Source organism: Sporichthyaceae bacterium, from assembly GCA_036493475.1.
In the GTDB taxonomy this organism is placed as follows: domain Bacteria; phylum Actinomycetota; class Actinomycetes; order Sporichthyales; family Sporichthyaceae; genus DASQPJ01.
In genome coordinates this window covers 1-22,902 of record DASXPS010000048.1, presented here as the reverse complement: position 1 = coordinate 22,902, position 22,902 = coordinate 1, and the positions used below count along the sequence as shown (strand labels likewise).

Sequence of the window (22,902 nt, the reverse complement as noted above, 5' to 3'; positions counted from 1 at the left end):
GTGCTGGGCGCGATCTCCGCGCCGATCTGGACACCGCTGTACGCCGTCCTCGCCTTCCTCGCGGTGGCGGTGTTGTTGCTGCTGCGCGACGCGACCGTGTCGCTGACCCCGGATCACCTGGTCGTGCAGAACATGATCCGGGTTTACGCACTGCCATTGGCAGGCATCCGACGCACCGTCACCGATGCCCGCGGCGGGGTGTCCCTGGTCGTCTACTTCCACCCCGACTACCCGCGCTGGCCGGACGGACCGCTGCCGCAGGGCTGGCGGGCCAAGCACCGGCGCAAGCGGCTGCGTCAGATCCGGGTGTTCGCGCTCACCGAGGACGACACCATGCTCGGCGAGATCCTGCGCCGCGGCGAGAAGGCCCGCGAGGCGATCGAGTTCGGCCGCCAGACGGTGCCGCAACTCGGCGGGACGGACCGCGACAACCCCGATCAGTCCGGCAGCATCGGCGCCTCGAACCCGAACTGACGGCCGATCAGCACGGCCGGGGTCAGCGCCCTCGAGCCGAACTTGCGACGCACGTCGTCGATGGCGGCGTCCACCGTCTCGCTCGGCGTGGCCCGGTCCAGCGGCAGCGTCAGCTGCACCGCGTCGGTGGTTCCGAGCTCGGCCACGGACAGCCCGAGCAGGGTGAGGCCGCGTTCGGTGATCAGCGGCCCGGCCCCGGCCAGCAGCGCCCGCGCGGCGGCCAGCACCTCCGCGTTGCCCGCGGTCGGCATCACCAAGGTGTGCGAGCGGGTGGCGCGGGTGTAGTCGTCGAAGCGCAGCCGCAGCACCACGGTGCGTCCCACCCGGTCCGCGGCACGCATCCGCCGGGTCACCCGGTCCACGATGCCGACCAGCAGTGCGTCGATCTCCGCGGCGCTGCGTCGGCGGCGGCCCAGTGCGGTCTGCGAGCCGATGGACCGGCGGCGAACACCCACCTGGACCGGGCGGGGGTCCTGATTGCGCGAGAGCGCGAACAGCTGGCGACCGGCGGCCTTGCCGACCATCGCGGCCAGCACGTCCACCGGCAACGCCGCCACCTCACCGACGGTGTGCACACCGCGCTCGGCCAACTTCCCCGCGGTGATCGGCCCGACGCCCCACAGTGCACCGACGGGCAACGGATGCAAAAACTGCAACTCGCGATCCGGCGCGATCAGCAACAACCCGTCCGGCTTGGCCACCCGGCTGGCCACCTTGGCCAGGAATTTGGTGCGGGCGACCCCAACGGTGATGGCCAACCCCACCTCGGCGGTAACCCGGGCGCGCAGCGCCGCCGCGATGTCCGCCGGCGAGCCGGACAGTCGCTGCACCCCGCTCACATCGAGGAAGGCCTCATCAATGGAAATGCCCTCCACCCACGGCGTGACGTCGTTGAAGATGGCGAACACGGCCCTGCTGGCGGCCAGGTAGGCCTCGAACCGCGGCGGCACCACGACCGCCGTCGGGCACAACCGGCGGGCGGCGAGCCCACCCATCGCGGTACGCACCCCCCGGGCCTTGGCCTCGTAGCTGGCGGCGAGCACCACGCCACCGCCCACAATCACCGGGCGCCCGCGCAGCCGGGGATCGTCACGTTGCTCCACCGAGGCGTAGAACGCATCCAGGTCGGCGTGCAGAATCGCCGCCTGGCCTACGGTTCGCGGCCGTATCACGAACACATGTTCGATGACCTGAGCGTTTTCGGCAACCCGGACACCCCCCAAGCACAGCGCCGCCGCGCCCTGGCGGGGGCGCGGCGGCGAGGCGTTGCTCGACGCCGGCGTGGTGCGCCGGCCGGCTAGTACTAGTTGCGGGTCAGCTTGATCTCTTCGAGCTTGACGGTCTTGTCGGACTTGACCTTGATCGACTTGCTGTTCTCGATGCTCAAGCTGTTCTGGAAGAACTCCGAGCGGAACAGGCCGGCGTCCGACAGCGGGGACGCGGCGGCGTCACCCAACGCCTCGACGTAGTAGCGACCGTGCGCCAGGTGCTTGAACTTGAAGTCGCCGTGTTTGTCGGTGGTGGTGGTGGCGATCAAGTGGAACTGGTGGGCGGCGCCGAAATCGCCGGTACCCGACGGGACGACCTCGAACAGCCGGACCGTGGGCCGGAAGTTCAGCTGGTGGCCACGGTTCGAGCTCACCTCGCCCTTGATTTCCCCGTGGTGGCTGTGCGCGGATGCGGCCGCCGCACCGGAAAGGGCGGTGGTGGCGATCATGGCGGCGACGACGCCGAGCCGAGCGGCAGACTTGGAGGTGTTCATGGAGAGCGGGCTCCGTTCCTAGTGAGTGAAGGGGTCCGCTCAGAGTTCGAGAAGTCATCCGTGATGTGAGGGTGGATCACTCGTTCGTGATCACCTTTTAACATTGCGCGGATGACATTCGCCACGCCCGTCCGGTAATGCCCGAGTTCACCGAAAGCAAGCTGGGAATTACAGCCAGGTAAGCGACCTGACGGTCGGTCAGGCTGCTGCTACAGCCCGTATCGAACCTTCGAGGATGACCCGGGCCACGCCGCGGGGGTCGTCCCACACCGGCATGTGCCCCCATCCGCGGGGTGTCAGCCACCGCGTGTGGGCGGGCAATTGATCACGAACCCGACATCCCGGACCGAGGATCACGTCGCGGCTGCCGAACGCGATCGTCACCGGCACGTCGATGACCATCCCGCCGGTGAACCGCTTACCGGAGGCCGCGGCCAGCGTCGGCTCGAACGCCACCGCGGCCACCGTGGCCGCGGCGTCGTCGAGCAGCGCGCGGCGCGGCGTCTTCCAGGGCCGACCGAACACATTGGCGGTCAGCGCCATGCGCAGCGGCGGATTCAGGGTCAGCGGGCCCATCGCCGGACCCAGCTTGGCCGGCAGGTCATGGATCCCGCGCACTTGCCACTTGGTGTAGCGGGGCACCCGGCCGCGCCACAGCCCGGCCGGGGAGATCCCGGTCATCGAGGCCACGGTGCCTGCCCGAGCCATCTCCAACGACACCCAGCCGCCCAGCGAATTACCCGCCACGTGCGGGCGCACGACGCCGATCGAGGCACAGAACTCGGCCACCGTCGCAGCCAGGCCTTCCGCGGTGAGGTCCTGGCCGGGCGGCAGCGGGCTCTGTCCGAAGCCGGGCAGGTCGAGCGCGATGACCTCCCGATGATCGGCCAGGTGCTCGATCACCGGAGCCCACACCTCTTTGCGGCTGCCGATGCCGTGCAGCAACAGCAGCGGCTCGCCGGTTCCGACACGCGTGTGCGCAAGTCCGGTCATCGTTGACCTCTCGGCAGGAAGATTTCGGTGGGAAGTTCTGGCCGAACAGCTTGGTTGTTACTCGCGAGTATGTTAGGTTACTCACGGGTAGGAGACAGTAGTCGTCACCTACGACGGGGGCCGGCGCCGGCCGGTCGAGATCGTCTGCGAAGGGGTTCGTCAGATGGGTCACTACAAGAGCAACCGCCGCGACATCGAGTTCAACCTCTTCGAATTTTTGCGTCGCGACGAGGTCCTGGGCAGCGGCGCGTACGAGGAGATGGACGTCGAGTCCGCCCGTGCGCTGCTGGACGAGATGGAGCGCCTGGCCGAGCACGACCTCGCCGACTCCATGATCGAATCCGACCGCACGCCGCCGGTGTTCGACCCGGCCACGCACAGCGTGACGATGCCGGAGTCGTTCAAGAAGGCGCAGAACGCCTACATGAACTCGGAGATGTGGCGGCTGGACCTGCCCGCCGAGCTCGGTGGCACGCCCGCGCCGTCGTCGCTGAAATGGGCGCTGCAGGAGATGCTGCTCGGCTCGAACCCCGGCGTGCACATCTACGCCGCCGGTCCGGGCTTCGCGCACATGTTGTTCCGCAACGGCACCGAGGAACAAAAGAAGCTCGCGCAGCTGATGGTGGACAACCGCTGGGGCGCCACCATGTGCCTGACCGAGCCCGACGCGGGCTCCGACGTCGGCGCCGGGCGCACCCGGGCGGTGCAGCAGGAGGACGGCAGCTGGCACCTCACCGGCGTGAAGCGGTTCATCACCTCCGCCGAGCACGACATGGCCGACAACATCGTGCATTTCGTGCTGGCCCGGCCGGCCGGCGCGGGCCCGGGCACCAAGGGCCTGTCGCTGTTCATCGTGCCGAAGTTTCACGTGGACATCGCCACCGGCGAACTCGGTGAGCGCAACGGCGCCTTCGTCACCAACGTCGAGCACAAGATGGGCCTGAAGGTCTCCACCACCTGCGAGCTGACCTTCGGGGACAGCGTCCCCGCGGTGGGCATGCTGCTCGGCGACGTGCACAACGGCATCGCGCAGATGTTCCAGATCATCGAGAACGCCCGGATGATGGTCGGCACCAAGGCCATCGCGACGCTGTCCACCGGGTACCTCAACGCCCTGGCCTACGCCAAGGAGCGCATCCAGGGCCCGGACCTGACCCGGGCCACGGACAAGTCCGCGCCGCGGGTGGTGATTCTGCGCCATCCCGAGGTGCGCCGCTCGCTGATGATGCAAAAGGCCTACGTCGAGGGCATGCGAGCGCTGGTGCTGTACACCGCTTCGGTGCAGGACCGGATCCACGCCGCGGAGATCGAGGGCCGCGAGGCCGAGTCGATGGACGAGCGGCTCAACGACCTGTTGCTGCCGCTGGTCAAGGGTGTCGGGTCGGAGCGGTCCTACGCGCTGCTGGCCGACGCGCTGCAGATCTTCGGCGGCTCGGGCTATCTGCAGGAGTATCCGCTGGAGCAGTACATCCGGGACGCCAAGATCGACACCCTGTATGAGGGCACCACGGCGATCCAGGGCATGGACTTCTTCTTCCGCAAGATCGTGCGGGACCAGGGTCAGGCGCTGACCGAGCTGGCCACCCAGATCGAGAAGTTCGCGGCCACCGACCCGACCGGGCCGCTGGGCGCCGAGCGGGCGCAGCTGGGTCACGCGCTGGCCGACGCGCAGGCGATCGTCGGCACGATGGTCTCCGCGATCACCCGGGCCATGGGTGACTCCGAGGAGATGTACAAGGTCGGGCAGAACACCACCCGGTTGCTGATGGCGACCGGCGACCTGATCATCGGCTGGCTGCTGTTGCGTCAGGCCGAGGTGGCGCTGTTCGCCCTGGAGGGCAACCCGTCGGCCCGCGACGCGGCGTTCTACCGCGGCAAGGTGGCCGCGGCGCGCTTCTTCTCCGCACAGGTGCTGCCCACGCTGCACGCCCAGCGGGTGATCGCCGAGAGCGTGGACAACGCGCTGATGGCCGTCGCGGAGGACGAATTCTAGATCGCGCGAAATTAACTACCTGGCTCAGGTGTAGCGGTCCGGTCACCGGGTATCAGCTCTGTGAGCACGACTGCCAGTCGTGTTCAGAGACGTCATCACGGTGGCTGCTGACCTGGTGGGGGTCTCGGCCACGGGTACGGCTGTCGCTACCGGCACAAACGACAGCCAAGCCCCGCGACACGGGTGGAGCGCACGGATCGGCAGCCGCGCGCTCCACCCGTTGTCATGTCCCGATGATTTTTGCGGCCAGCCACAGCGCCGTCGTCGCGCCGGCCAACGCCGGGACCACGGTGAGCATCGCGTGCCGGGTGAACGTGTGCAGACTCGGCGTGATGCCGACGCCGCGGCAAACCCGCAGCCAGAGCATGGTGGCCAGCGACCCGACGTAGGTCAGGTTGGGTCCGACGTTGACCCCGATGAGCAGCGCCAACACCGCCACCGGCCCGCCCGGCAGCGTCACCGGCAACAACAACAACGTGGCCGGCAGGTTGTTCACCAGATTGGCCAGCACCGCGCCGACCACCGCCACCGTGAGCAACCCCAGCAGCCCGCCGGCATGACTCACCAGCGGCCGCACCACGCGATCCAGGCCGTGCCGGGACACCGCGTCCACGATGACCGCCAGGGCCGCCACAAACGCCAGGAACGCCGGATCCGCCGCCCCCACAATCTCCGTGACCAGCGTCCGCCCCGCCCACACCCGCGGCACCCCCAACACCGCCGCCCCCAGCGCCGCCGCCCACGCCGGCGCGATCCCCAACGGCGAACACACCACAAACCCGACCAACGTCCCCGCCAGCACGACCAGCGCACGGTACGGCCGCGGCTGGTCACAGCTGATGTCATCCCCCTGGACCACGTCCGGGCCCTGCGAAGTGGTCAACGCGGATGACGTCAGCTGGAGGTCGGGCGCGAAGCAGGCGCGGGCGCCGAGGTACTCCACGGCCAGGACGACGGCCGTGGGCAGCAGCATGAGCGCGGCGAAGCGGGCGACGGACAGACCGGCGGCGTGGAAGACCAACAGGTTGGTCAGGTTGGACACCGGCAGCAGCAACGAGGCGGAGTTGGCCACGTGCGCGGTGGCGTGCAGGTGCGGGCGGGCGGGCAGCCGCGCGCTGAGCGCGGCGGCGGCCACCACCGGGGTGAACAGCACGACGGTGGCGTCCAGGCTGAGCACGGTGGTGATGGCCGCGCCCATGCCGAGCGCCCACGCCAACAACCGCAGACCCTGCCCGCGCGCCGAGCGGGCCAACACGCCGCCGGCCCAGGCGAACAGGCCCTCCTGCGCACACAGCCGGGCCAGCACCAGCACCGCGGCCAGGAAGGCCAGGGTGGGCGCGAGAGCGTGCAGCTGATGTCGGGCCTGCGCCCACGAACTCGCCCCGACCAGCACACAGAGCAGCGCGGCGGGCACGGCGACCACGGCCTCGGGCACGCCATGAGGCCGACGAATGGCCACGGCAAGCGTCAGCAACAGCAGCGCAAGCGCCACCGTCAACCGCACGTGCCCTCCCCCATGATCAACAGATCGCAATGCGGAGTATCTTCGCTTTCCCGACCAACCGTTCGCCGCACAAGGCAGACCGTCCGGCTCACCGAATGTGCACTGACGTTCACGGATTGGCGAGAATGGATCACATGAGCACGCCGCGGGTGGACGCACCCCCGACCGCACCTGCCCTGCGCCGTGAGCCCATGCAGCGTCGCAGCGTGGCCCGCGTCCAGCGGATGTTGGATGCGGCTCAGGAGTTGGTCGCCGAGATCGGCTACGACGCGCTGACCACCACCCTGATCGCGGAACGCGCCGATGTCTCCATCGGCTCGCTGTACCAATTCTTCCCGGACAAGCAGGCGGTCGTGCGCGCGGTAGCGCGGCGCAATCTGGACATCTTCGCCGACCGGCTGACCGCGATGGTCCGCGCCCGGCAGATGCAGACCTGGTGGCAGGTCGTGTCCGACGTCATTGACCAGTACGCCGACATGCACCGGCGCATCCCCGGCTTCCGGGCCATCCGCTTCGGCGACGTCGCCGATCTGCACCTGCTCGACCCGGAGCGGGACAACGACACGGTGGTCGCCGACCGGTTCGTCGAGCTGATCGCGCCCTACGTCGAGGTGCGCACCAGCGAGCAGCTGCGGTTGGACCTGGTGATCGCGGTGCGCATCGCGGATTCCCTGACCCGCTACGCCTTCGAGCGCGACCCGAACGGGGACATCGAGGTGCTCGAGGAGACCAAGCGGGTGGTGCGCACGCACCTGAGCCGCCTGCTCGGCGACCCCGCCACCGACGGCGCCTGAACGCCCGCCCGCTCATGGCGTTTCGGGCTATCCCGAGGCTTTGATGGCCCCACACGCCGGGAGAGGTTGAGGAGGGGTCACAGCCGCCGGTCGCGCAGTGCGGGGAACTGCTCGCGCATCTCGGCCACCCGGGCCGGGTCGATGGTGACGTCCAGGACCTGCTCGTCGGTGGGGCTTGCCTCGGCGACGACCTCACCCCAGGGGTCGACCACCACCGAGTACCCGGCCTGCTCGACGCCGGCCTGGGTGCCGCAGGCGTCGCAGGCGAGCACGTACACCAGGTTCTCCACCGCGCGGGCGCGGGCCAATAGCCGCCAGTGGTCGTCCCGTTTGCGCGGCCAGGACGAGGCCAGCACGATCAGCTCGGCCTCGGGCACTGCTGCGCGGAACAGTTCCGGGAAGCGCAGGTCGTAGCAGGTGGCGACGGCCGCGGTGACGCCGCCCAGGGCCCAGCTCACCCGCTCCTCGCCGGCCGAGACCAAGGCGGCCTCGCCACTGTCGAAGCCGAAGCGGTGGATCTTGCGGTAGCGGCCGTGCAGCGACCCGTCGGGCTCGATCAGCACCGCGGTGTTGAACAGCTGGTCGCCGTCGCGCTCCAGGATCGTGCCGCCATGCAGCCGGACGCCGGCGGACTTGGCCGCGGCGCAGAGCGCCTCCAGCGTCGGACCGTGCAGCGGCTCGGCGAGCTCACCCCAGTTGTCGAAGGCCCAGGCCCCGTGCGCCCACAGCTCCGGCAGTACGACTAGGTCCGCGCCCGCGCACCGCCCGATGAGCTCGGCGGCGTGCTCGAGACGCTCGGGCATCGGCGCACGCAGCGACACGTCCAGTTGGATCAGGCACACCCGCACGGAGGCCAGTCTGCCGTGCGGCTCGGCTCAGTCGTGAGTGATCCTCGCCGGTGCTCGCTCCGCTCGGCTCAGTCGTGGGTGATCCTCACCGGCGCTCGTCAACACACTTCCATCGCCTCGGGATCGAGAACGCTCGTTCCTCGCGCTCTCGCTCCGCTCGGCTCAGTCGTGTGTGCAGTACGGGAAGTCCTGGTCACCCAGGCCGCCATGGTCCGCGGTGCGGTAGCGGTCGGTGTCGACGGGCAGGGTCGGTGAGGCCCAGAACACGATCGCGGTCGGGTCCTGCTTGTCCTTGGGGTCGCTGTACACCTTGTGCAGCACGTGAATGGACATCTGATCGGACGTCGTGCCCGCCCAGCAGTAGTTGCCCTGCTGCTTGGTCTGGGCGGTCTCCCACTCCAGTTCGGTGCCGTCAGCCACACCCTGGTAGCCGAGCACCAGGTCCGGCCGGGCGCCGCCCTGGCCCATCGGCTCGGAGTAGTCGGCGCGGAAGGCCATGTCGTGGGTGGCGGTGATCGGCACCAGCACGGTCGCCTTGCCGTTGTTGACGTAGGTGCTCACCCAGGTCATCGGCTTGGGCCGGGCCGTGGTGTCCACCGCGGTGAACCGACACCCGTCGCAGTTGGCGGCCATGAAGGTGATCTTGACCATGCCGGCTGGGATCGTCGTCGGCACCGCGGCCGCCGACGGTCGCGCGCTCGCCGTCGCCGTTGCGGTGTCCGTCGGCTCGGGCGTGCTCGACGGCTCCGCCGTCGCGGTCACCGTGGGGGTCGGCACCGGCGCCACCGAATCCTTGCTGCCACCCCCGCCGCAGGCAGCCACGCCGACCAGCATCGGCAGGCCGGCCAACAGACTGACGCGGCGCCATTTGGAATCCATCGGCCCGTCACCCCCATCCTCAGTGTGCTCCTACCGAGGGGCGACGGACGCGCATTCAGGCGATCGGCGCGGTGAACTCCAAGGCGATGCCATCCGGGTCGAAGAAGGCCAGGAACGCCAGCTGGAAACTGTCCAGCGTCCGCACCGGTCCGTGCTCGATGCCTGCCTCGTCCAGTTCGGCCACTTTTGCGTCGAGTTCGGCGCGGGTGTCCAGGGCGAAGCTGATGTGGTCCAAGCCGACCCGGAACGGGTCGAACCGGTCATTCTCCCGACCCTGCTGGACCGGACGCAGCCCGATCAGCATCGCCCCGTTGGTGAGCACCACCCCACCCTGCAGCGCGTCCAGCAGTTCCTCGTGGTGCTCGTGCCCGGCCGGCGGCGCCCCCGCCGCCGCCACCTGCAACCCGAGCAGGCCGGCGTAGAACTTCTGCGACCGCTCCACGTCGGTGACGGTCAATCGAATGTGGTGCGCGGTGCCCAGCGACAGTGCCATCAGCCTCGTCCTCTCGCGCCGTTTGCGGTGCGCAGGACGATAGCCGCCCCTTAGAACAGCAGGGCCGAGGCCGGGTCCTCCAGCACCGAGCCGACGTCGACCAGGAACCGAGAGCCGGCCTCGCCGTCGACCACGCGATGGTCGAAGGAGAGCGACAGCGTGCTCACCTGACGCGGCACGACCTCCCCGTCCACCACCCACGGCTGCGGCCGGATCGCGCCGAAGGCGAGGATCGCGGATTCGCCGGGGTTGAGGATCGGGGTGCCCGCGTCCACGCCGAACACGCCGACGTTGGTGACGGTGATGGTGCCACCGGCCATGTCGGCGGGCTGGGTCCGGCCCTCCCGCGCGGTGGCCGTCAACTCGCCCAGGGCGGCCGCCAGTTCCGGGAGTGACAGCGCGTCGGCGTTCTTGATGTTCGGCACCAGCAGCCCACGCGGCGTGGCCGCGGCGATGCCCAGGTTCACGTAGTGCTTCAGCACGATCTCGTGCGCGGCGTCGTCGAAGGTCGCGTTGACCTCCGGGGTACGCCGCACCGCCAGGCACATCGCCTTGGCCAACACCAGCAGCGGGGAGACCTTCACCCCCGCCATCGCCCGGTGCTCGCGCAGCCGGTCGACGAACTCAGAAGTCCGGGTGACGTCCACGGTGAGGAACTCGGTGACGTGCGGGGCGGTGAACGCGCTGGCGACCATGGCCTGCGCGGTCATCCGTCGCACGCCCTTCACCGGCACCCGCTCCTCGCGGACCTCGCCGGCCGGTGCCGGGGCGGCTGTGGCGGCGGCGTTCACGTCGTCCCGGGTGATGGTCCCGCCGGCGCCGGTCGGGCTGACCCGGCGCAGGTCCACCCCGAGGTCACGCGCCATCTTGCGGACCGGCGGCTTGGCCAGCACGACCAGCCGGGAGCTCTGCTCCTCCAGGGCGATGGTGCGGGCCGGTACGGCTTCCCCGGCGTACGGGGCCTCGCGGGCCTCGGTCAACCGGCCGACCTCCAGGCCGCCGTGGCGCACCGGCTGGTAGGACTCGGTGCCCATCGGGCCGGCCGGCACCTCCTCGGCGATGGCCGCCGGGGTGTGCGTGTGCGCGCCGGCATGCTCACCGCGCCGCGGACGACGCTTGGCCGTGGTGGTGCGCGGGCCGTAGCCGACCAGTACCGCGGTGCGCCCGCCGGGCGCCTCGCCACCGATCAGCCCGGCCGCCACGGATTCGGTGGCCGGAGCCGCGGGCGCCGGGATGGCTGCGGCCGGGGCCGCCGGCGCGGGCTCGGCAGACGTCGAACCCGGCTCGGTCTCGATGGTGATGATCGGCGCGCCCACGTCGATAATCTCGCCGACCTCGGCCAGCAATTCGACCACCTCGCCCTCGTACGGGCAGGGCAACTCCACGGCCGCCTTCGCCGTCTCGATCTCCACGATCGTCTGATTGACCGTCACCCGGTCGCCCGGTGAGACGTACCAGCGCAGGATCTCGCCGTCGGTCAGACCCTCACCGACGTCAGGCAGCTTGAACTGCTTGCGTGCCACGGAATTCTCCTAGTACGCGAGCGAACGGTCGACGGCGTCGAGCACCCGGTCCAGGTCGGGAAGGTAGTCCTCCTCGATCCGGGACGGCGGGTAAGGGGTGTCGAAGCCACCCACGCGCAGCGTCGGCGCCTCCAACGAGTGGAAGCAATGTTCCTGCACCGCGGCGGCGATCTCGGCACCCACGCCGATGTTTACCGGCGCCTCGTGCACGACGACCAACCGGCCGGTGCGACGCACGGAGTTGAACAGCGTGGTGGTGTCCAGCGGGGACAGCGAACGCAGGTCAAGGACCTCCAGCGACCGCCCGTCCTCCTCCGCGGCGACCGCGGAGTCCAAACACACCTTCACCATCGGGCCGTAGGCGGCCAGCGTCAGGTCGGTGCCCTCGCGCAGCACCCGCGCGGTGTGCAGCGACTCGGCGGGCGGGCCGGCCTCGACGTCGAGTTCGGCCTTCTCCCAGTAGCGGCGCTTGGGCTCGAAGAAGATGATCGGGTCGTCCGAGGCGATGGCCTGCTGGATCATCCAATACGCGTCGATCGGGTTGGAGCAGACGACCACGCGCAGACCCGCGGTGTGCGCGAAGTACGCCTCCGGGGACTCCGAGTGGTGCTCCACCGCGCCGATGCCGCCGCCGAACGGGATGCGCACCACGACCGGCATCTTCACCGTGCCGGCCGACCGCACCCGCATCTTGGCCAGCTGGCAGACGATCTGGTCGAAGGCCGGGAACACGAAGCCGTCGAACTGGATCTCGCACACCGGGCGGTAGCCGCGCAGCGCCATACCGATCGCGGTGCCGAGGATGCCGGACTCGGCCAGCGGGGTGTCGACGACCCGGGCCTCACCGAAGTCCTTCTGCAGGCCGTCGGTGACCCGGAAGACCCCGCCGAGCCGGCCGATGTCCTCACCGAGCAGCACGACCCGCGGGTCGCGGTCCATCGCGGCCCGCAGGCCCATGTTGACGCCTTTGGCCAGGGTGGTGGTCTGGGCGCTCATTCGTGACCACCTTCGAACGAGGCGAGGTAGGCGGCGAAGGAATCGCGCTGCGCCTGCAGCGGCGGGTGCGGCTCGGCGTAGACGTGATCGAACATGGACAGCGGCTCCGGGTCGGCCATCTCCAGGCAGCCGGTGCGCACGTGTTTGGCCAGCTGGTCGGACTCCTCGGCGATCTCATCGAAGAAGGCCTGGTCGGCCTTGCCCTGGCGGACCAGGAAGGAACGCAACCGCTCGATCGGGTCCTTCAACTTCCACGCCTCGACCTCGGCCGCGATGCGGTACCGGGTCGGGTCATCCGACGTGGTGTGCGCACCCATGCGGTAGGTGAACGCCTCGATGAACGTCGGGCCGCTGCCCTCCCGGGCGCGGTCCAGCGCGGCGCGGGTGACGGCGTGCACCGCGAGCACGTCGTTGCCGTCCACCCGGATGCCGGGGAAGCCGAAGCCGCGAGCGCGCTGATAGAGCGGCACCCGGGACTGCTTGTCGGTGGGGATGGAGATGGCCCACTGGTTGTTCTGGCAGAAGAACACCACCGGGGCCTGGAAGCTGCTGGCCCAGATGAAGGCCTCGTTCACGTCGCCCTGGCTGGTGGCACCGTCGCCGAAGTAGGCGATGACCGCCTCGGCGTTGCCCTCGCCGACCAGTCCGTCGCGCTGGATGCCCATCGCGTAGCCGGTGGCGTGCAGGGTCTGCGCGCCGATGACGATCGTGTACAGGTGAAACTTGTGTGCCTCGGGGTCCCAGCCGCCGGTGTTCACGCCGCGGAACAGGCCGAGCAGGCGCAGCGGGTCGACGTCCCGGCACCAGGCCACGCCGTGCTCGCGGTAGGTCGGGAAAACGTGGTCTTTGGGACCCAGCGCGCGACCCGAGCCGACCTGAGCGGCTTCCTGACCGAGCAGCGACGCCCAGATGCCCAGCTCACCCTGCCGCTGCAGAGCGGTGGCCTCCGCGTCGATGCGGCGCACCAGAACCAGATCCCGGTACAAACCACGCAACTCGGCGTCGGTGAACTCGCTCGCGTACTCCGGGTGGTCCACCAGCTCGCCCTCGGGGGTGAGCAGTTGGACGAAATCCTCGGTGGGGCTCAGCACGTCGGCTCCTGTCTGTGCCGCGTTCGACGGGGTCTCCGTCGCAGCTGATTCCCGCAGGTCAGCGCGCCTGTTGGCAGGGACCGCGGGGCGGACATCGGGCGTGATCGTCATATTGATCAACGGTAGCGAGCCGACCGAAATCGCGCGGGCACATCGTCCGGACGGGTGGGCCAACTCGAACCGTTCGTAGGAAGCCTAAAGCCGCTGGTGGGGACGCCTTGGTTGGACTGGGAAGTTGGCGGCGACCTCGAGCATGCGCGCGTCCACACTCGGCGCGCCCACGCTGATCCGCGCCCCGTCCGGGGAGAACGGACGCACCATCACCCCGGCCGCCTCGCAGGCCGTGGCGAAGTCAATGGTCGCCTCCCCCAACGGCAGCCAGACGAAGTTGCCCTGCGCGTCGGGCGGGTCCCAGCCGGCCGCGCGCAACCCGTCCAGCACCCGGCTGCGTTCGAGCACCAGCGCCGCGACCCGGTCGCGGAGTTCCTCATCCGCCGCCAACGAGGCGACCGCGGCCGCCTGCGCCACGGTGGACACCCCGAACGGCACCGCGCAGGCCCGCGCCGCCCCGGCCACCGCGGGCGGCGCCACCACGTAACCGACCCGCAGCCCGGCCAACCCGTAGGCCTTGGAGAAGGTGCGCAGCACCGCGACATTGCTGCGTTGCCGGTAAATCTCAATGCCGTCCGGGACGTCGGGGTCGGTGACGAACTCCCGGTAGGCCTCGTCGAGCACCACCAGCACATCGGTGGGCACCGCGCGGTCCAGGAACTCGTTGAGCTCGTCACGGTGGATGGCCGGGCCCGTCGGGTTATTCGGGCTGCACAGCAGGATCGCCCGGGTCCGCTCGGTGATCGCGTCGGCCATCGCGGTCAAGTCGTGCCGGGCGGCGCCGTCCAGCGGGATACGCACCGAGGTGCCGCCGACGATCTGCACCAGGATCGGATAGGCCTCGAAGGACCGCCACGCGTAGAGCACCTCATCGCCCGGCGTGACGGTGGACTGCAGCAGTTGTTGCAGCACCCCAACCGATCCGGTGCCCAATGCGAGGTGCTCGGCCGGCACGTCGAGATAACTCGCCAGGGCGTTGACCAACCCGGTGGCGGCCATGTCCGGGTACCGGTTGGCGTCGGCCGCCGCGGCGGCAATCACCTCGAGCACCGCGGGCAGCGGCGGGTACGGGTTCTCGTTGGAGGAGAGCTTGAACGCCGCACCGCCGGCCGGCACCCGGCCCGGCTGGTAGCCGGGGATGTCCGTGATCGCGGCGCGCAGCCGTGGTCCGTCCGCCATGCCGGTCAGCGTAGGACCGGCGTCGGCGCAGATCACGCACGGTGTCATGACACGATGCCGTCATGCGGACTGTGCTGATCCGACTCGGCGTCAACGCCGCCGCGTTGTGGGTGGCAGCGGGTGCGGTGTCCGGCATCGCGCTGAACAAGGGCGCGCATGACGGACGCGGTTCGTTAGGGCAACGGCTGCTGATGCTGCTGATCGTCGCGGCGATCTTCGCCGTGGTGAACACGGTGGTGAAGCCGGTGGTGAAGCTGTTTTCGTTACCGCTTTTCATTCTCACGCTCGGACTGATCATCTTCGTGATCAACGCGTTGATGCTGCTGCTCACCAGCGCGATAGCCGATGCGATGAACGTGCCGTTCCACGTGAGCGGCTTCAAGGCGGCCTTGGTCGGCGGCCTGGTGATCAGCTTCGTCAGTTGGCTGATCAACGTCGTGTTGCCGGACAGCCTCGAAGCGCGCTGAAGGGTCTAGCTACCCCAGCTACCCTCCGCCAATCCGGTTGCGCGAGCCCCGAATTGACACACCGCAAAGCGGTGTCGAAACCCCCTGTTGCGGGCAGAGAAATGACGTTCGGACGCCCATGCCGAAAGGGGAATGCCCGCTGTGGGTACTTCAGACAAGATCAACAACGCCATCGATGACGTGTCCGGCAAGGCCAAGGAGGCCGCCGGCAAGTTGACCGGGGACCGCGATGCCGAACGCGAAGGTCAGGGCGACCAGGCGCGCGGTCAGATGAAGAAGGCCGGCGAGAACATTAAGGACGCCGCGAAGAACGTCACCGATCGCTGATCGTCTCCCTGAGACGCGGCGCGGGCGCCCCAACCGTGGACCGGGGCGCCCGCGTCGTTGCGTTTAACTGCTGCGCAAGTCACCCGAGTGTGTAGTTGCGCAGCCGGAGTGGGCCGGAAAACCTGCGCAACTACACACTCGGGGTAGTTCTGCCGCCTCAGTCGGCGAGGGGGAGGTAGACGCGGTCGCCGAGCTCGCGGAACTCCCGCGACTTCTCGGCCATCCCGGCGTCCAGCGCCTCCTCCGCGCCCAACCCGTGCTCCGCGGCGTACTTGCGGACGTCCTGGGTGATCCGCATGGAGCAGAAGTGCGGGCCGCACATGGAGCAGAAGTGCGCGGTCTTGGCGGCCTCGGCCGGCAGCGTCTCGTCGTGGAACGCCCGCGCGGTGTCCGGATCCAGGGCCAGGTTGAACTGGTCCTCCCAGCGGAACTCGAACCGTGCATCTGACAGCGCGTCATCCCAGGCCGAGGCGCCGGGGTGGCCCTTGGCCAGGTCCGCGGCGTGCGCGGCGATCTTGTAGGTGATCACGCCGGTCTTCACGTCGTCGCGGTCGGGCAGGCCGAGGTGCTCCTTGGGCGTGACGTAGCAGAGCATCGCGGTGCCGAACCAGCCGATCATCGCCGCGCCGATCGCGGAGGTGATGTGGTCGTAGCCCGGCGCGATGTCGGTGACCAGCGGGCCCAGGGTGTAGAACGGCGCCTCGTGGCAGACCTCCAGTTGGAGGTCCATGTTCTCCTTGATCTTGTTCATCGCGACGTGGCCGGGGCCCTCGATCATCACCTGCACATCGTGCCGCCAGGCGATCTCGGTCAGCTCACCCAGCGTGCGCAGCTCGGCCAGCTGCGCCTCGTCATTGGCGTCGTGGGTGCAGCCCGGCCGCAGGCCGTCGCCGAGGGAGAACGAGACGTCGTACTGCTTGAGCAGCTCGCAGATGTCCTCGAAGTGCGTGTACAGGAAGGACTCCTGGTGGTGCGCCAGGCACCACGCGGCCATGATCGAGCCGCCGCGGGAGACGATGCCGGTCTTCCGCTTGGCGGTCAGCGGCACGTAGGGCAGCCGCACGCCGGCGTGCACGGTGAAGTAGTCCACACCCTGCTCGCACTGCTCGATGAGGGTGTCCCGGTAGATCTCCCAGGTCAGCTCGGCGGCCTTACCGTCGACCTTCTCCAGCGCCTGGTAGATCGGCACGGTGCCGATCGGCACCGGTGAGTTGCGGATGATCCACTCGCGGGTGGTGTGGATGTTCCGGCCGGTCGACAGGTCCATGACCGTGTCCGCGCCCCACCGGGTCGCCCAGGTCATCTTGTCGACCTCCTCCTCGATGGAGGAGGCGACCGCGGAGTTGCCGATGTTGGCGTTGATCTTCACCAGGAAGTTGCGGCCGATGATCATCGGCTCGGTCTCCGGATGGTTCACGTTGGCGGGCAGGATCGCCCGCCCGCGAGCGATCTCCGAGCGCACGAACTCCGCCTCGACGCCCTCGCGCAACGCGACGAACTCCATTTCCGGGGTGATCAGCCCGCGGCGCGCGTAGGAGAGCTGGGTGACCGGGGCGCCGGTGGCCTTGAGGGGCCGACGCGATCCGGTGAACACCGCATCCAGGCCGTTGAGGCTGCGGTCGCGGCGGTCCGCGTCGGCGTACCCGTCGTCCGTCGGAAGCGCGATACGGCCGTCGTACCCGACGGTGTCCCCGCGCTCAGCAATCCACCGGTCTCGCACCAGCTCCAACCCCCGACGAATGTCGGTGGACACGCCGGCGTCGGTGTACGGCCCGGAAGTGTCGTAGAGGACCACGCGGTCGCCGGTGGTCAGCGCCACCTCGCGCATCGGCACTCGCAGGTCCTCGCGCGAGCCCACCAGGTAGGTCTTGCGGAACGCCGGGGCTTCCGTCGTGGTGGCGGGTTCTTCGACGATCGTCATGTCGCGCTCCCTACGCCGGCATTACCCGGTCAGGTTCAGGCGGTCGGCGGCGACAGCCGCCCTCTCAGCCCGGTTACCCTCGAGCTCCCGCTAGGTGCACTTGTCTCCTCGACCCTACATACGACCGGTAGGACAGGATGGGCCGCGTGCGGATAGCGGTCGTGTGCCTGGGGAACATCTGCCGCTCACCGATGGCCGCGGCCGTGCTGCGACACAAGCTCGACAAGGCGGGGCTGGGTGACGAGGTCACGGTGAGCTCGGCGGGGACCGGGGACTGGCACATCGGGGCATCGGCGGATCGACGGGCCCGGGCGGCGTTGCGGGCCCGCGGCTACCCGGACGAGCATCGGGCACGGCAGTTCGGGCGAGCGGATTTCGCCGAGCATGACCTGGTGCTCGCCATGGACACAGCGAACGTGCGCGACCTGCGGCGCATCGCCCCCACCGAGGACGTCGAGATCCGATTGTTCGACACCGTCGACGTGCCCGATCCCTATTACGGCGACGCGACGGACTTCGACGCGGCGCTGGACCAGATCGAGGCCGCCGCGAATGCCTTGATCGCCGAACTCCGGGCACAACTGCAGAGGTGACAGCAGCTCTGGCGGACGCTCTCGGCGTCGCCATCTCCGACACGCAGCCGGTTGGCGGCGGCGACATCTGCCGCGCGGCCCGGGCCACCCTGGACGACGGCCGCACGATCTTCATCAAAACCCGCCCCGGTGCCCCGCCGGACTTCTTCCGCACCGAGGCAGCGGGGCTGCGCCGGCTGGCCGAAGCAGGCGGCGCCCCGGTGCCGGATGTGCTCGCGGTCACCGATGACGCTCTCGCGCTGGAGTGGATCGAACCCGGCCGCCCGAACCCCGGCGCCGCCGAGGCGTTCGGTCGCGCGCTGGCCGTCACCCACCGAGCCGCGCCCGCGCACTTCGGCGGCGACGGCGACGGTTATCTCGGCTCGCTGCGCCTGCCCAACCGTCCGGCCAACAGCTGGCCGGAGCTCTATCGCGAGCAACGCGTCGGCCCGGCGCTGCGCAAGGCGATCGAGCGCGACGCGATCAACCCCCGCGACGCCCTCGACGTGCAACGCGTGCTGGACAACCTCGAGGACGTCGCCGGCCCCGAGGAGCCACCGGCGCTACTGCACGGCGACCTTTGGGCGGGCAACGTGCACTGGGCGGCCAATGGCCTCGTCTATTTGATCGACCCGGCGGTGCACGGCGGGCACCGGGAAACCGACCTGGCGATGCTCGCGCTGTTCGGAGCGCCGCTGCTGGACCGCATCCTGGCCGGCTACGACGCCGTGTACCCGCCCGCGTCCGGCCGCGACCGCCGCGTCCCGTTGCATCAGTTACATCCGGTGGTCGTGCACGCGGCGCTGTTCGGCGGTGGGTACGGCCCGCGGGCCGGAGCGCTGGCCCGCACGATGCTCGCCGACCTCTGAGACCAACGGCTTCCCCGGCCGGTTATGGTCGCCGGCAGCGGACACGTTTTTCAAAGGAGAGAAACATGGCGATTGCGGTGGGCGACAAGGTTCCCGACGTCGAGGTCAAGGTGCTCGGCGAGGACGGTATGCCGGTGGGCATCAGCGCCGCCGAGGCGCTGGGCTCCGGCAAGGTCGTGCTGTTCGCGGTGCCGGGTGCCTTCACCCCCGGCTGCAGCCGTGCCCACCTGCCCGGCTTCGTGGCCGGGGCCGAGGCGCTGGCGGGCAAGGGCGTGGACAAGGTCGCCTGCGTCGGCATCAACGACGCCTGGGTGATGGACGCCTGGGCCGAGGCGCAGGGCGCCAAGGGCAAGATCACCATGCTGGCCGACGGCAACGGCGCGTTCACCGAGGCCATGGGCATGGCCTTCGACGGGTCCGGCTTCGGCCTGGGCACCCGGTCCATGCGCTACGCCGCCGTGATAGAGGACGGCGTGATCACTCAGCTCGATATCGAGGACAGCCCCGCGTCGGTGGCCGTGTCCTCCTGCGAGAACATGCTCGCCTCTCTGTAGAGAAACCCCGCAGACCCGACGGATGTTGACCGCTAGTCCACCGGCTTGCGGGCACTGACCAGCGTGGTGGCCAACCACGGCCCGCCGTACCAGAGCCGCCAGCCCAGCGGCTGCTGGTTGACCTGCACGCAGCCCAGGTCGGTGAGCTGCTGCAGGTACTCGCGGATGTGTCGGACGTCGGCCAGCACCAGCCGGCCGCCTGGACGGGTGACGCGCACCGCCTCCTCCAGCGCGGCTTGGCGCCCCTGCGCGCTGGGCACGGCACTGATGCCCAGGCCGGAGACCACCAGGTCGAAGGAGTTACCGTCCAGATTGAGCCGGCTCACGTCGGCCTGCACGAACGTCACCCGGTCCGCGACGCCGTCCAGACCGGCGTTGCGTCGCGCGATCTGGTCCTCGGTGCCGCCCCGGGAGCTGGTCAGCCTGCTGCGTACCCGGAACGAGTCCACCCCGAGCACCGAACCCCTCGGTACCCGGGCCGCGGCCAGCGTGGTCACCGCCCCGCGTCCGCAGCCCAGGTCGAGCACCTTCTCGTCACCGGCCAGGTTCAGCGCGCCGAGCACCTCGGACCAGACCAGAAACTTGCCGCGGCGCGCGGTGTGCACGTAGATCAGCGCGATGCACAACAGGATCGCGCCGGCGCCGATCAGCCACCAGCCCTGGTTGTCGTTCTGGTCGGAGATCTTGCGGTTGCCCAGTTCGAGCATCACCACGCCCAGCATCGCCTGGGTGACCGGAACGATCGGGGCGTCGACACCGTAGTTGCCGCGCCGCCCGACGCTGCTCCAGAACACCGGCTCATCCTGCCGGCGCGGGTGCTCAGCGGTCAGACGCGCTGACCGTCACACTCGCTGAAAGAGATTCACCGCGACGACCACCGCGCCCAGCATGAGCACGACGACCGCGAACAGCAGCGCCACGTCGACCGAGCTGCGCCCGCCCCAGGAGCTGCGCCGACGGGGCAGGGCCTCCCCGTTGAGCACCGAGGAGTCCGGGACGGTCGCGGAGAACACCCACGGCTCGTCCTGCCAGGCACCGCCGGCGGCATCGTCCCAGGTCGTGGCGGGGTTGGCGGCTACTGCCGAGTCGGTGGGGAGCCAGCGGGCTCCGTCATCCATCCGTTCTGACAGTGCCATGTCCCCACCTCCGATCCATACCTTTGAGACCAGCTTCTCTAGAGGGATTAGAAATAGAATGGATGCGAGTGTCAAGAGTCGACCAGGTACGGCTGCGCCGTCTGGGCCCCGATTGACCGCCCTCATACCCTTTGCGCGTGCAAGAGGGTGACGAGGTACACGCCACACCCGTTACCGCTGATGCCCCTCGACCACTGAAATATCGCCGGATCGCCGAGGATTTGCGCAGCGGCATCCGTCGCGGGGACTACGAACCCGGCCACGCGTTGCCCGGCGAGAACGACCTCATGGCCCGGTACAAGGTGGCCCGGATGACCGTCCGGCAGGCATTGGCCGAATTGCAGCGCGAGGGCCTCGCGGTCGCCCGGCGGGGTTCCGGCGTCTACGTCAGCGACTCCCGACCGATCGTGCGCGAGGGGACCGCCCAGCAACCGGAGCCCGCGGCCGGCCAATCGGTGTTCTCCGATGAGTCCGGCGAACACGAGCTGGAGATCGACGAGCTCGAGTCCGGGTGGGAAGCCGCACCGGAACACGTGACCGAGGCGCTGGAGCTGAACCCGGGTAGCTCGGTGCACGTGCAGTCCTGCCGGGTGGTGGTGGACCGCCGGGAGGTCATGCTGACCGCCACCTGGCGGCCGATCACCGCGGTGGATGGGGTCCCGGCCACCCGGATCCGCGAAGAGGTGCGGGCCCGGCCCGCCGCCCCGCACGAGGCGGATCGCCTGGCCCTGTCGGTGGGCGCGCCGGTGCTGGCCGTGCAACGCATCGGCTATTGCGACGACCGGCCGGTGGAGGTCAGCGAGATGGTGCTGGACGCCTCGGCCTACGTGCTGCGCTACGAGTTCCGCGCGCCACCCTGAGTGCCCGAGTCCGAAAACTCCCGATTTGTCCCGCCGCGCCGGATAGGACTAGGCCGAACGGGTGAATCCGGAACGGCGCCGCGCGCGTCTTATCTCCCCGAGTGCCACATTGACGCACCGATGTCCACGGGGGGACAGATGTTCGGATCAACGGCGCGCGGATCAAGCGCGCCGGCGCTGCCGCGGCTGGGCGAGATGCGCCTGCCGGGGGAGAAGCCAGAGGCGCAGCGGAAGGAAGCCGCGGAGTTAGTGGTCGCGGCCACCGAGCTGAAGCGAGGGTCGACGGCGGCCGCGCAGGTCAATGCCACGGTGTTGGCCGTCGGCGTGATCGTGTTGGTCGACGAACTGCTCGAGCACAACCTGACCGCATACCGGGCCAAGCTGACCGACGCCGCTCACTTCGGCGAACTGCTGGCCCGCGCGGACCGGGCGGCGGACGGACGGATGTCCGAGGCCGCGACCGCGGTGCTGTGTTACATCGGCGCGCAGTTCGAGCACGAGGACAAGCTCTTCGAGCAGCTGTGTCGTTGGTCACTGGAGGCCGGGTACTACGCCACCCGTACCGGCACCGACGCCGATGAGCTGCTGAGCAGTTTGCGGCTGGACATGGCCCGAATCCTCCGCAGCTTTCAAATCCCCCGCCCCCGAAGCGTCGCGAGCGGTAGCCAGCGACCAATTGAGGTTTGTGCGGAAATCCCGTCCATACCTCGCCCGAGACTGCGCAGCGCGTCCCGCCGTTGAGGCCCCGGGTGCGGCGCGGCATCGCCGCACCCGGACTAATTCCGCCGCGACGGGGTGTTCTCTCCAAGAGAGCACTGACGGACGTCCGACGGGAGCGATAGCCGTGACCACGCAGGTGACCGACAGCCCGACCAGTTGGGTCAAGGAGCACATAGACGAATACGTGGCCAGCGGGGGTGCCGAGGGGCACATCTGGAATGGCGCGCCGACCCTGCTGTTGACCACCACCGGTCGGCGCAGCGGTGAGCCGCGCCGGACCGCGCTGATCTACGGCCGGTTCGGCAAGGACTACGTGGTCGTGGCCTCCTACGGCGGGTCGCCGAAGCACCCGATGTGGTACCTGAACCTGGAGGCCCGCCCACGGGTGACCGTGCAGGTCGAGGACGAGGTCTTCGACGCGGTGGCCCGGGACGCCACCGCCGAGGAGCGCGAGCAGCTGTGGCCGGAGATGGCCAAGGTCTGGCCGGACTACGACAATTACCAGACGAAGACCAGCCGGGTGATCCCGGTGGTCATCCTCACGCGGGTTTGACGATTCCCTACCGCTCGCGGCTGTGCCCATTGGCCGCTCGCTACCGCCGCGGCTGTGCCCATTGGCCGCTCGCTACCGCTCGCGGAAGCCACCCAGGAAGCGGCGGAACACCCCGCCCTCGCGGCGCAGTGCCGGCGCGGCCGGCGGTGTCGTCTTGCGCTGCGTGGCGATCGGTTGGTCGTAATCGGTGCGGGCGATCGCGTCCAGCACCTGCGCGTCGTCGAAGTTCTCCGAGCCCGCGATGGTGGGCACCATGCCGACGAGCATGCCGTCGCGCATGACG

Annotated in this window: 26 protein-coding genes and 1 riboswitch; of the genes, 11 read left to right on the top strand and 15 right to left on the bottom strand. The window is 69.5% G+C overall.

The features are described from left to right. Positions 1–474: hypothetical protein (locus VGJ14_05315; GenBank protein ID HEY2831824.1), on the top strand; the 474-nt coding region annotated here is incomplete at its 5' end. Here VGJ14_05315 and dinB read toward each other — a convergent pair. The 3 genes from dinB to VGJ14_05300 all read right to left on the bottom strand — a co-directional run bounded on the left by dinB (position 438) and on the right by VGJ14_05300 (position 3,229). Beyond that, positions 438–1,646 (bottom strand): DNA polymerase IV, encoded by a 1,209-nt coding sequence (dinB, locus tag VGJ14_05310; GenBank protein ID HEY2831823.1) that lies wholly within the window; start codon positions 1,644–1,646, stop codon positions 438–440. The two genes, VGJ14_05315 and dinB, sit on opposite strands and share 37 nt — an antisense overlap. A 131-nt stretch (positions 1,647–1,777) precedes the next feature. Next, complete coding sequence (locus VGJ14_05305) at positions 1,778–2,236, bottom strand: hypothetical protein (GenBank protein HEY2831822.1); 459 nt, start codon at positions 2,234–2,236, stop codon at positions 1,778–1,780. A gap of 198 nt (positions 2,237–2,434) precedes the next feature. Then, a complete protein-coding gene (locus VGJ14_05300) occupies positions 2,435–3,229 on the bottom strand; it encodes an alpha/beta fold hydrolase (protein ID HEY2831821.1) in 795 nt (264 codons plus the stop codon). 163 nt (positions 3,230–3,392) lie between these two features. On the opposite strand from VGJ14_05300, the gene VGJ14_05295 reads away from it, so the two are divergent. Continuing rightward, a complete protein-coding gene (locus VGJ14_05295; GenBank protein ID HEY2831820.1) occupies positions 3,393–5,222 on the top strand; it encodes an acyl-CoA dehydrogenase in 1,830 nt (609 codons plus the stop codon). Between the two features lie 223 nt (positions 5,223–5,445). Here VGJ14_05295 and VGJ14_05290 read toward each other — a convergent pair whose 3' ends face one another. Then, a complete protein-coding gene (locus VGJ14_05290; protein ID HEY2831819.1) occupies positions 5,446–6,726 on the bottom strand; it encodes an SLC13 family permease in 1,281 nt (426 codons plus the stop codon). Positions 6,727–6,860: 134 nt separating this feature from the next. Between VGJ14_05290 and VGJ14_05285 the strand changes: the two genes are divergently transcribed. Further along, on the top strand, positions 6,861–7,520 hold the full coding sequence (locus VGJ14_05285; protein ID HEY2831818.1) for a TetR/AcrR family transcriptional regulator: 660 nt from the start codon (positions 6,861–6,863) through the stop codon (positions 7,518–7,520). 77 nt (positions 7,521–7,597) lie between these two features. Here the strand turns inward: VGJ14_05285 and VGJ14_05280 are convergent, their stop codons facing one another. From VGJ14_05280 to VGJ14_05250, 7 genes are all read right to left on the bottom strand, one after another. Further along, positions 7,598–8,368, bottom strand: coding sequence for a carbon-nitrogen family hydrolase (locus VGJ14_05280; GenBank protein ID HEY2831817.1), 771 nt, complete (start codon positions 8,366–8,368; stop codon positions 7,598–7,600). A 162-nt stretch (positions 8,369–8,530) separates the two neighbouring features. Beyond that, entirely contained in the window at positions 8,531–9,247 is a 717-nt protein-coding gene (locus tag VGJ14_05275; GenBank protein ID HEY2831816.1) for a hypothetical protein, read from the bottom strand. Positions 9,248–9,302: 55 nt separating this feature from the next. Continuing rightward, positions 9,303–9,740: a VOC family protein gene (locus VGJ14_05270; protein ID HEY2831815.1), complete on the bottom strand. Its 438-nt coding sequence runs from the start codon at positions 9,738–9,740 to the stop codon at positions 9,303–9,305. 50 nt (positions 9,741–9,790) lie between these two features. Further along, entirely contained in the window at positions 9,791–11,263 is a 1,473-nt protein-coding gene (locus VGJ14_05265) for a dihydrolipoamide acetyltransferase family protein (GenBank protein ID HEY2831814.1), read from the bottom strand. A 9-nt stretch (positions 11,264–11,272) separates the two neighbouring features. Further along, positions 11,273–12,259, bottom strand: a complete 987-nt coding sequence (locus VGJ14_05260) for an alpha-ketoacid dehydrogenase subunit beta (protein HEY2831813.1) — start codon at positions 12,257–12,259, stop codon at positions 11,273–11,275. After that, entirely contained in the window at positions 12,256–13,350 is a 1,095-nt protein-coding gene (gene pdhA, locus VGJ14_05255) for a pyruvate dehydrogenase (acetyl-transferring) E1 component subunit alpha (GenBank protein ID HEY2831812.1), read from the bottom strand. Before pdhA ends, VGJ14_05260 begins: the two co-directional genes overlap by 4 nt. 195 nt (positions 13,351–13,545) lie before the next feature. Further along, the gene (locus tag VGJ14_05250; GenBank protein ID HEY2831811.1) at positions 13,546–14,640 is read right to left on the bottom strand and encodes a histidinol-phosphate transaminase; all 1,095 of its coding nucleotides are present in this window, start codon (positions 14,638–14,640) and stop codon (positions 13,546–13,548) included. Between the two features lie 62 nt (positions 14,641–14,702). On the opposite strand from VGJ14_05250, the gene VGJ14_05245 reads away from it, so the two are divergent. Then, positions 14,703–15,107, top strand: coding sequence for a phage holin family protein (locus VGJ14_05245; GenBank protein HEY2831810.1), 405 nt, complete (start codon positions 14,703–14,705; stop codon positions 15,105–15,107). 141 nt (positions 15,108–15,248) lie between these two features. After that, positions 15,249–15,434 (top strand): CsbD family protein, encoded by a 186-nt coding sequence (locus VGJ14_05240; protein HEY2831809.1) that lies wholly within the window; start codon positions 15,249–15,251, stop codon positions 15,432–15,434. Positions 15,435–15,591: 157 nt separating this feature from the next. On the opposite strand, the gene thiC is transcribed toward VGJ14_05240, so the two are convergent. After that, on the bottom strand, positions 15,592–17,355 hold the full coding sequence (gene thiC, locus VGJ14_05235; protein HEY2831808.1) for a phosphomethylpyrimidine synthase ThiC: 1,764 nt from the start codon (positions 17,353–17,355) through the stop codon (positions 15,592–15,594). Beyond that, positions 17,346–17,457: riboswitch (TPP riboswitch) on the bottom strand. Its footprint overlaps the gene before it by 10 nt. A 44-nt stretch (positions 17,458–17,501) precedes the next feature. Between thiC and VGJ14_05230 the strand changes: the two genes are divergently transcribed. From VGJ14_05230 to VGJ14_05220, 3 genes are all read left to right on the top strand, one after another. Continuing rightward, complete coding sequence (locus VGJ14_05230) at positions 17,502–17,948, top strand: low molecular weight protein-tyrosine-phosphatase (GenBank protein HEY2831807.1); 447 nt, start codon at positions 17,502–17,504, stop codon at positions 17,946–17,948. After that, positions 17,945–18,796, top strand: a complete 852-nt coding sequence (locus VGJ14_05225) for a fructosamine kinase family protein (GenBank protein HEY2831806.1) — start codon at positions 17,945–17,947, stop codon at positions 18,794–18,796. Before VGJ14_05230 ends, VGJ14_05225 begins: the two co-directional genes overlap by 4 nt. A gap of 65 nt (positions 18,797–18,861) precedes the next feature. After that, complete coding sequence (locus tag VGJ14_05220) at positions 18,862–19,350, top strand: peroxiredoxin (GenBank protein HEY2831805.1); 489 nt, start codon at positions 18,862–18,864, stop codon at positions 19,348–19,350. Between the two features lie 32 nt (positions 19,351–19,382). Here the strand turns inward: VGJ14_05220 and VGJ14_05215 are convergent, their stop codons facing one another. Beyond that, entirely contained in the window at positions 19,383–20,144 is a 762-nt protein-coding gene (locus VGJ14_05215) for a class I SAM-dependent methyltransferase (protein ID HEY2831804.1), read from the bottom strand. A gap of 48 nt (positions 20,145–20,192) precedes the next feature. Beyond that, complete coding sequence (locus VGJ14_05210; protein ID HEY2831803.1) at positions 20,193–20,486, bottom strand: hypothetical protein; 294 nt, start codon at positions 20,484–20,486, stop codon at positions 20,193–20,195. 137 nt (positions 20,487–20,623) lie between these two features. Between VGJ14_05210 and VGJ14_05205 the strand changes: the two genes are divergently transcribed. From VGJ14_05205 to VGJ14_05195, 3 genes are all read left to right on the top strand, one after another. Then, positions 20,624–21,346 carry a GntR family transcriptional regulator gene (locus VGJ14_05205; protein ID HEY2831802.1) on the top strand — a complete coding sequence of 241 codons (723 nt, stop codon included), beginning with the start codon at positions 20,624–20,626 and terminating at the stop codon, positions 21,344–21,346. A 138-nt stretch (positions 21,347–21,484) separates the two neighbouring features. Beyond that, positions 21,485–22,087: a hypothetical protein gene (locus VGJ14_05200; GenBank protein ID HEY2831801.1), complete on the top strand. Its 603-nt coding sequence runs from the start codon at positions 21,485–21,487 to the stop codon at positions 22,085–22,087. 103 nt (positions 22,088–22,190) lie between these two features. Continuing rightward, the gene (locus VGJ14_05195; GenBank protein HEY2831800.1) at positions 22,191–22,619 is read left to right on the top strand and encodes a nitroreductase family deazaflavin-dependent oxidoreductase; all 429 of its coding nucleotides are present in this window, start codon (positions 22,191–22,193) and stop codon (positions 22,617–22,619) included. 72 nt (positions 22,620–22,691) lie between these two features. Here the strand turns inward: VGJ14_05195 and VGJ14_05190 are convergent. Beyond that, positions 22,692–22,902 (bottom strand): hypothetical protein (locus VGJ14_05190; GenBank protein HEY2831799.1); only part of this gene is annotated, 211 nt, incomplete at its 5' end.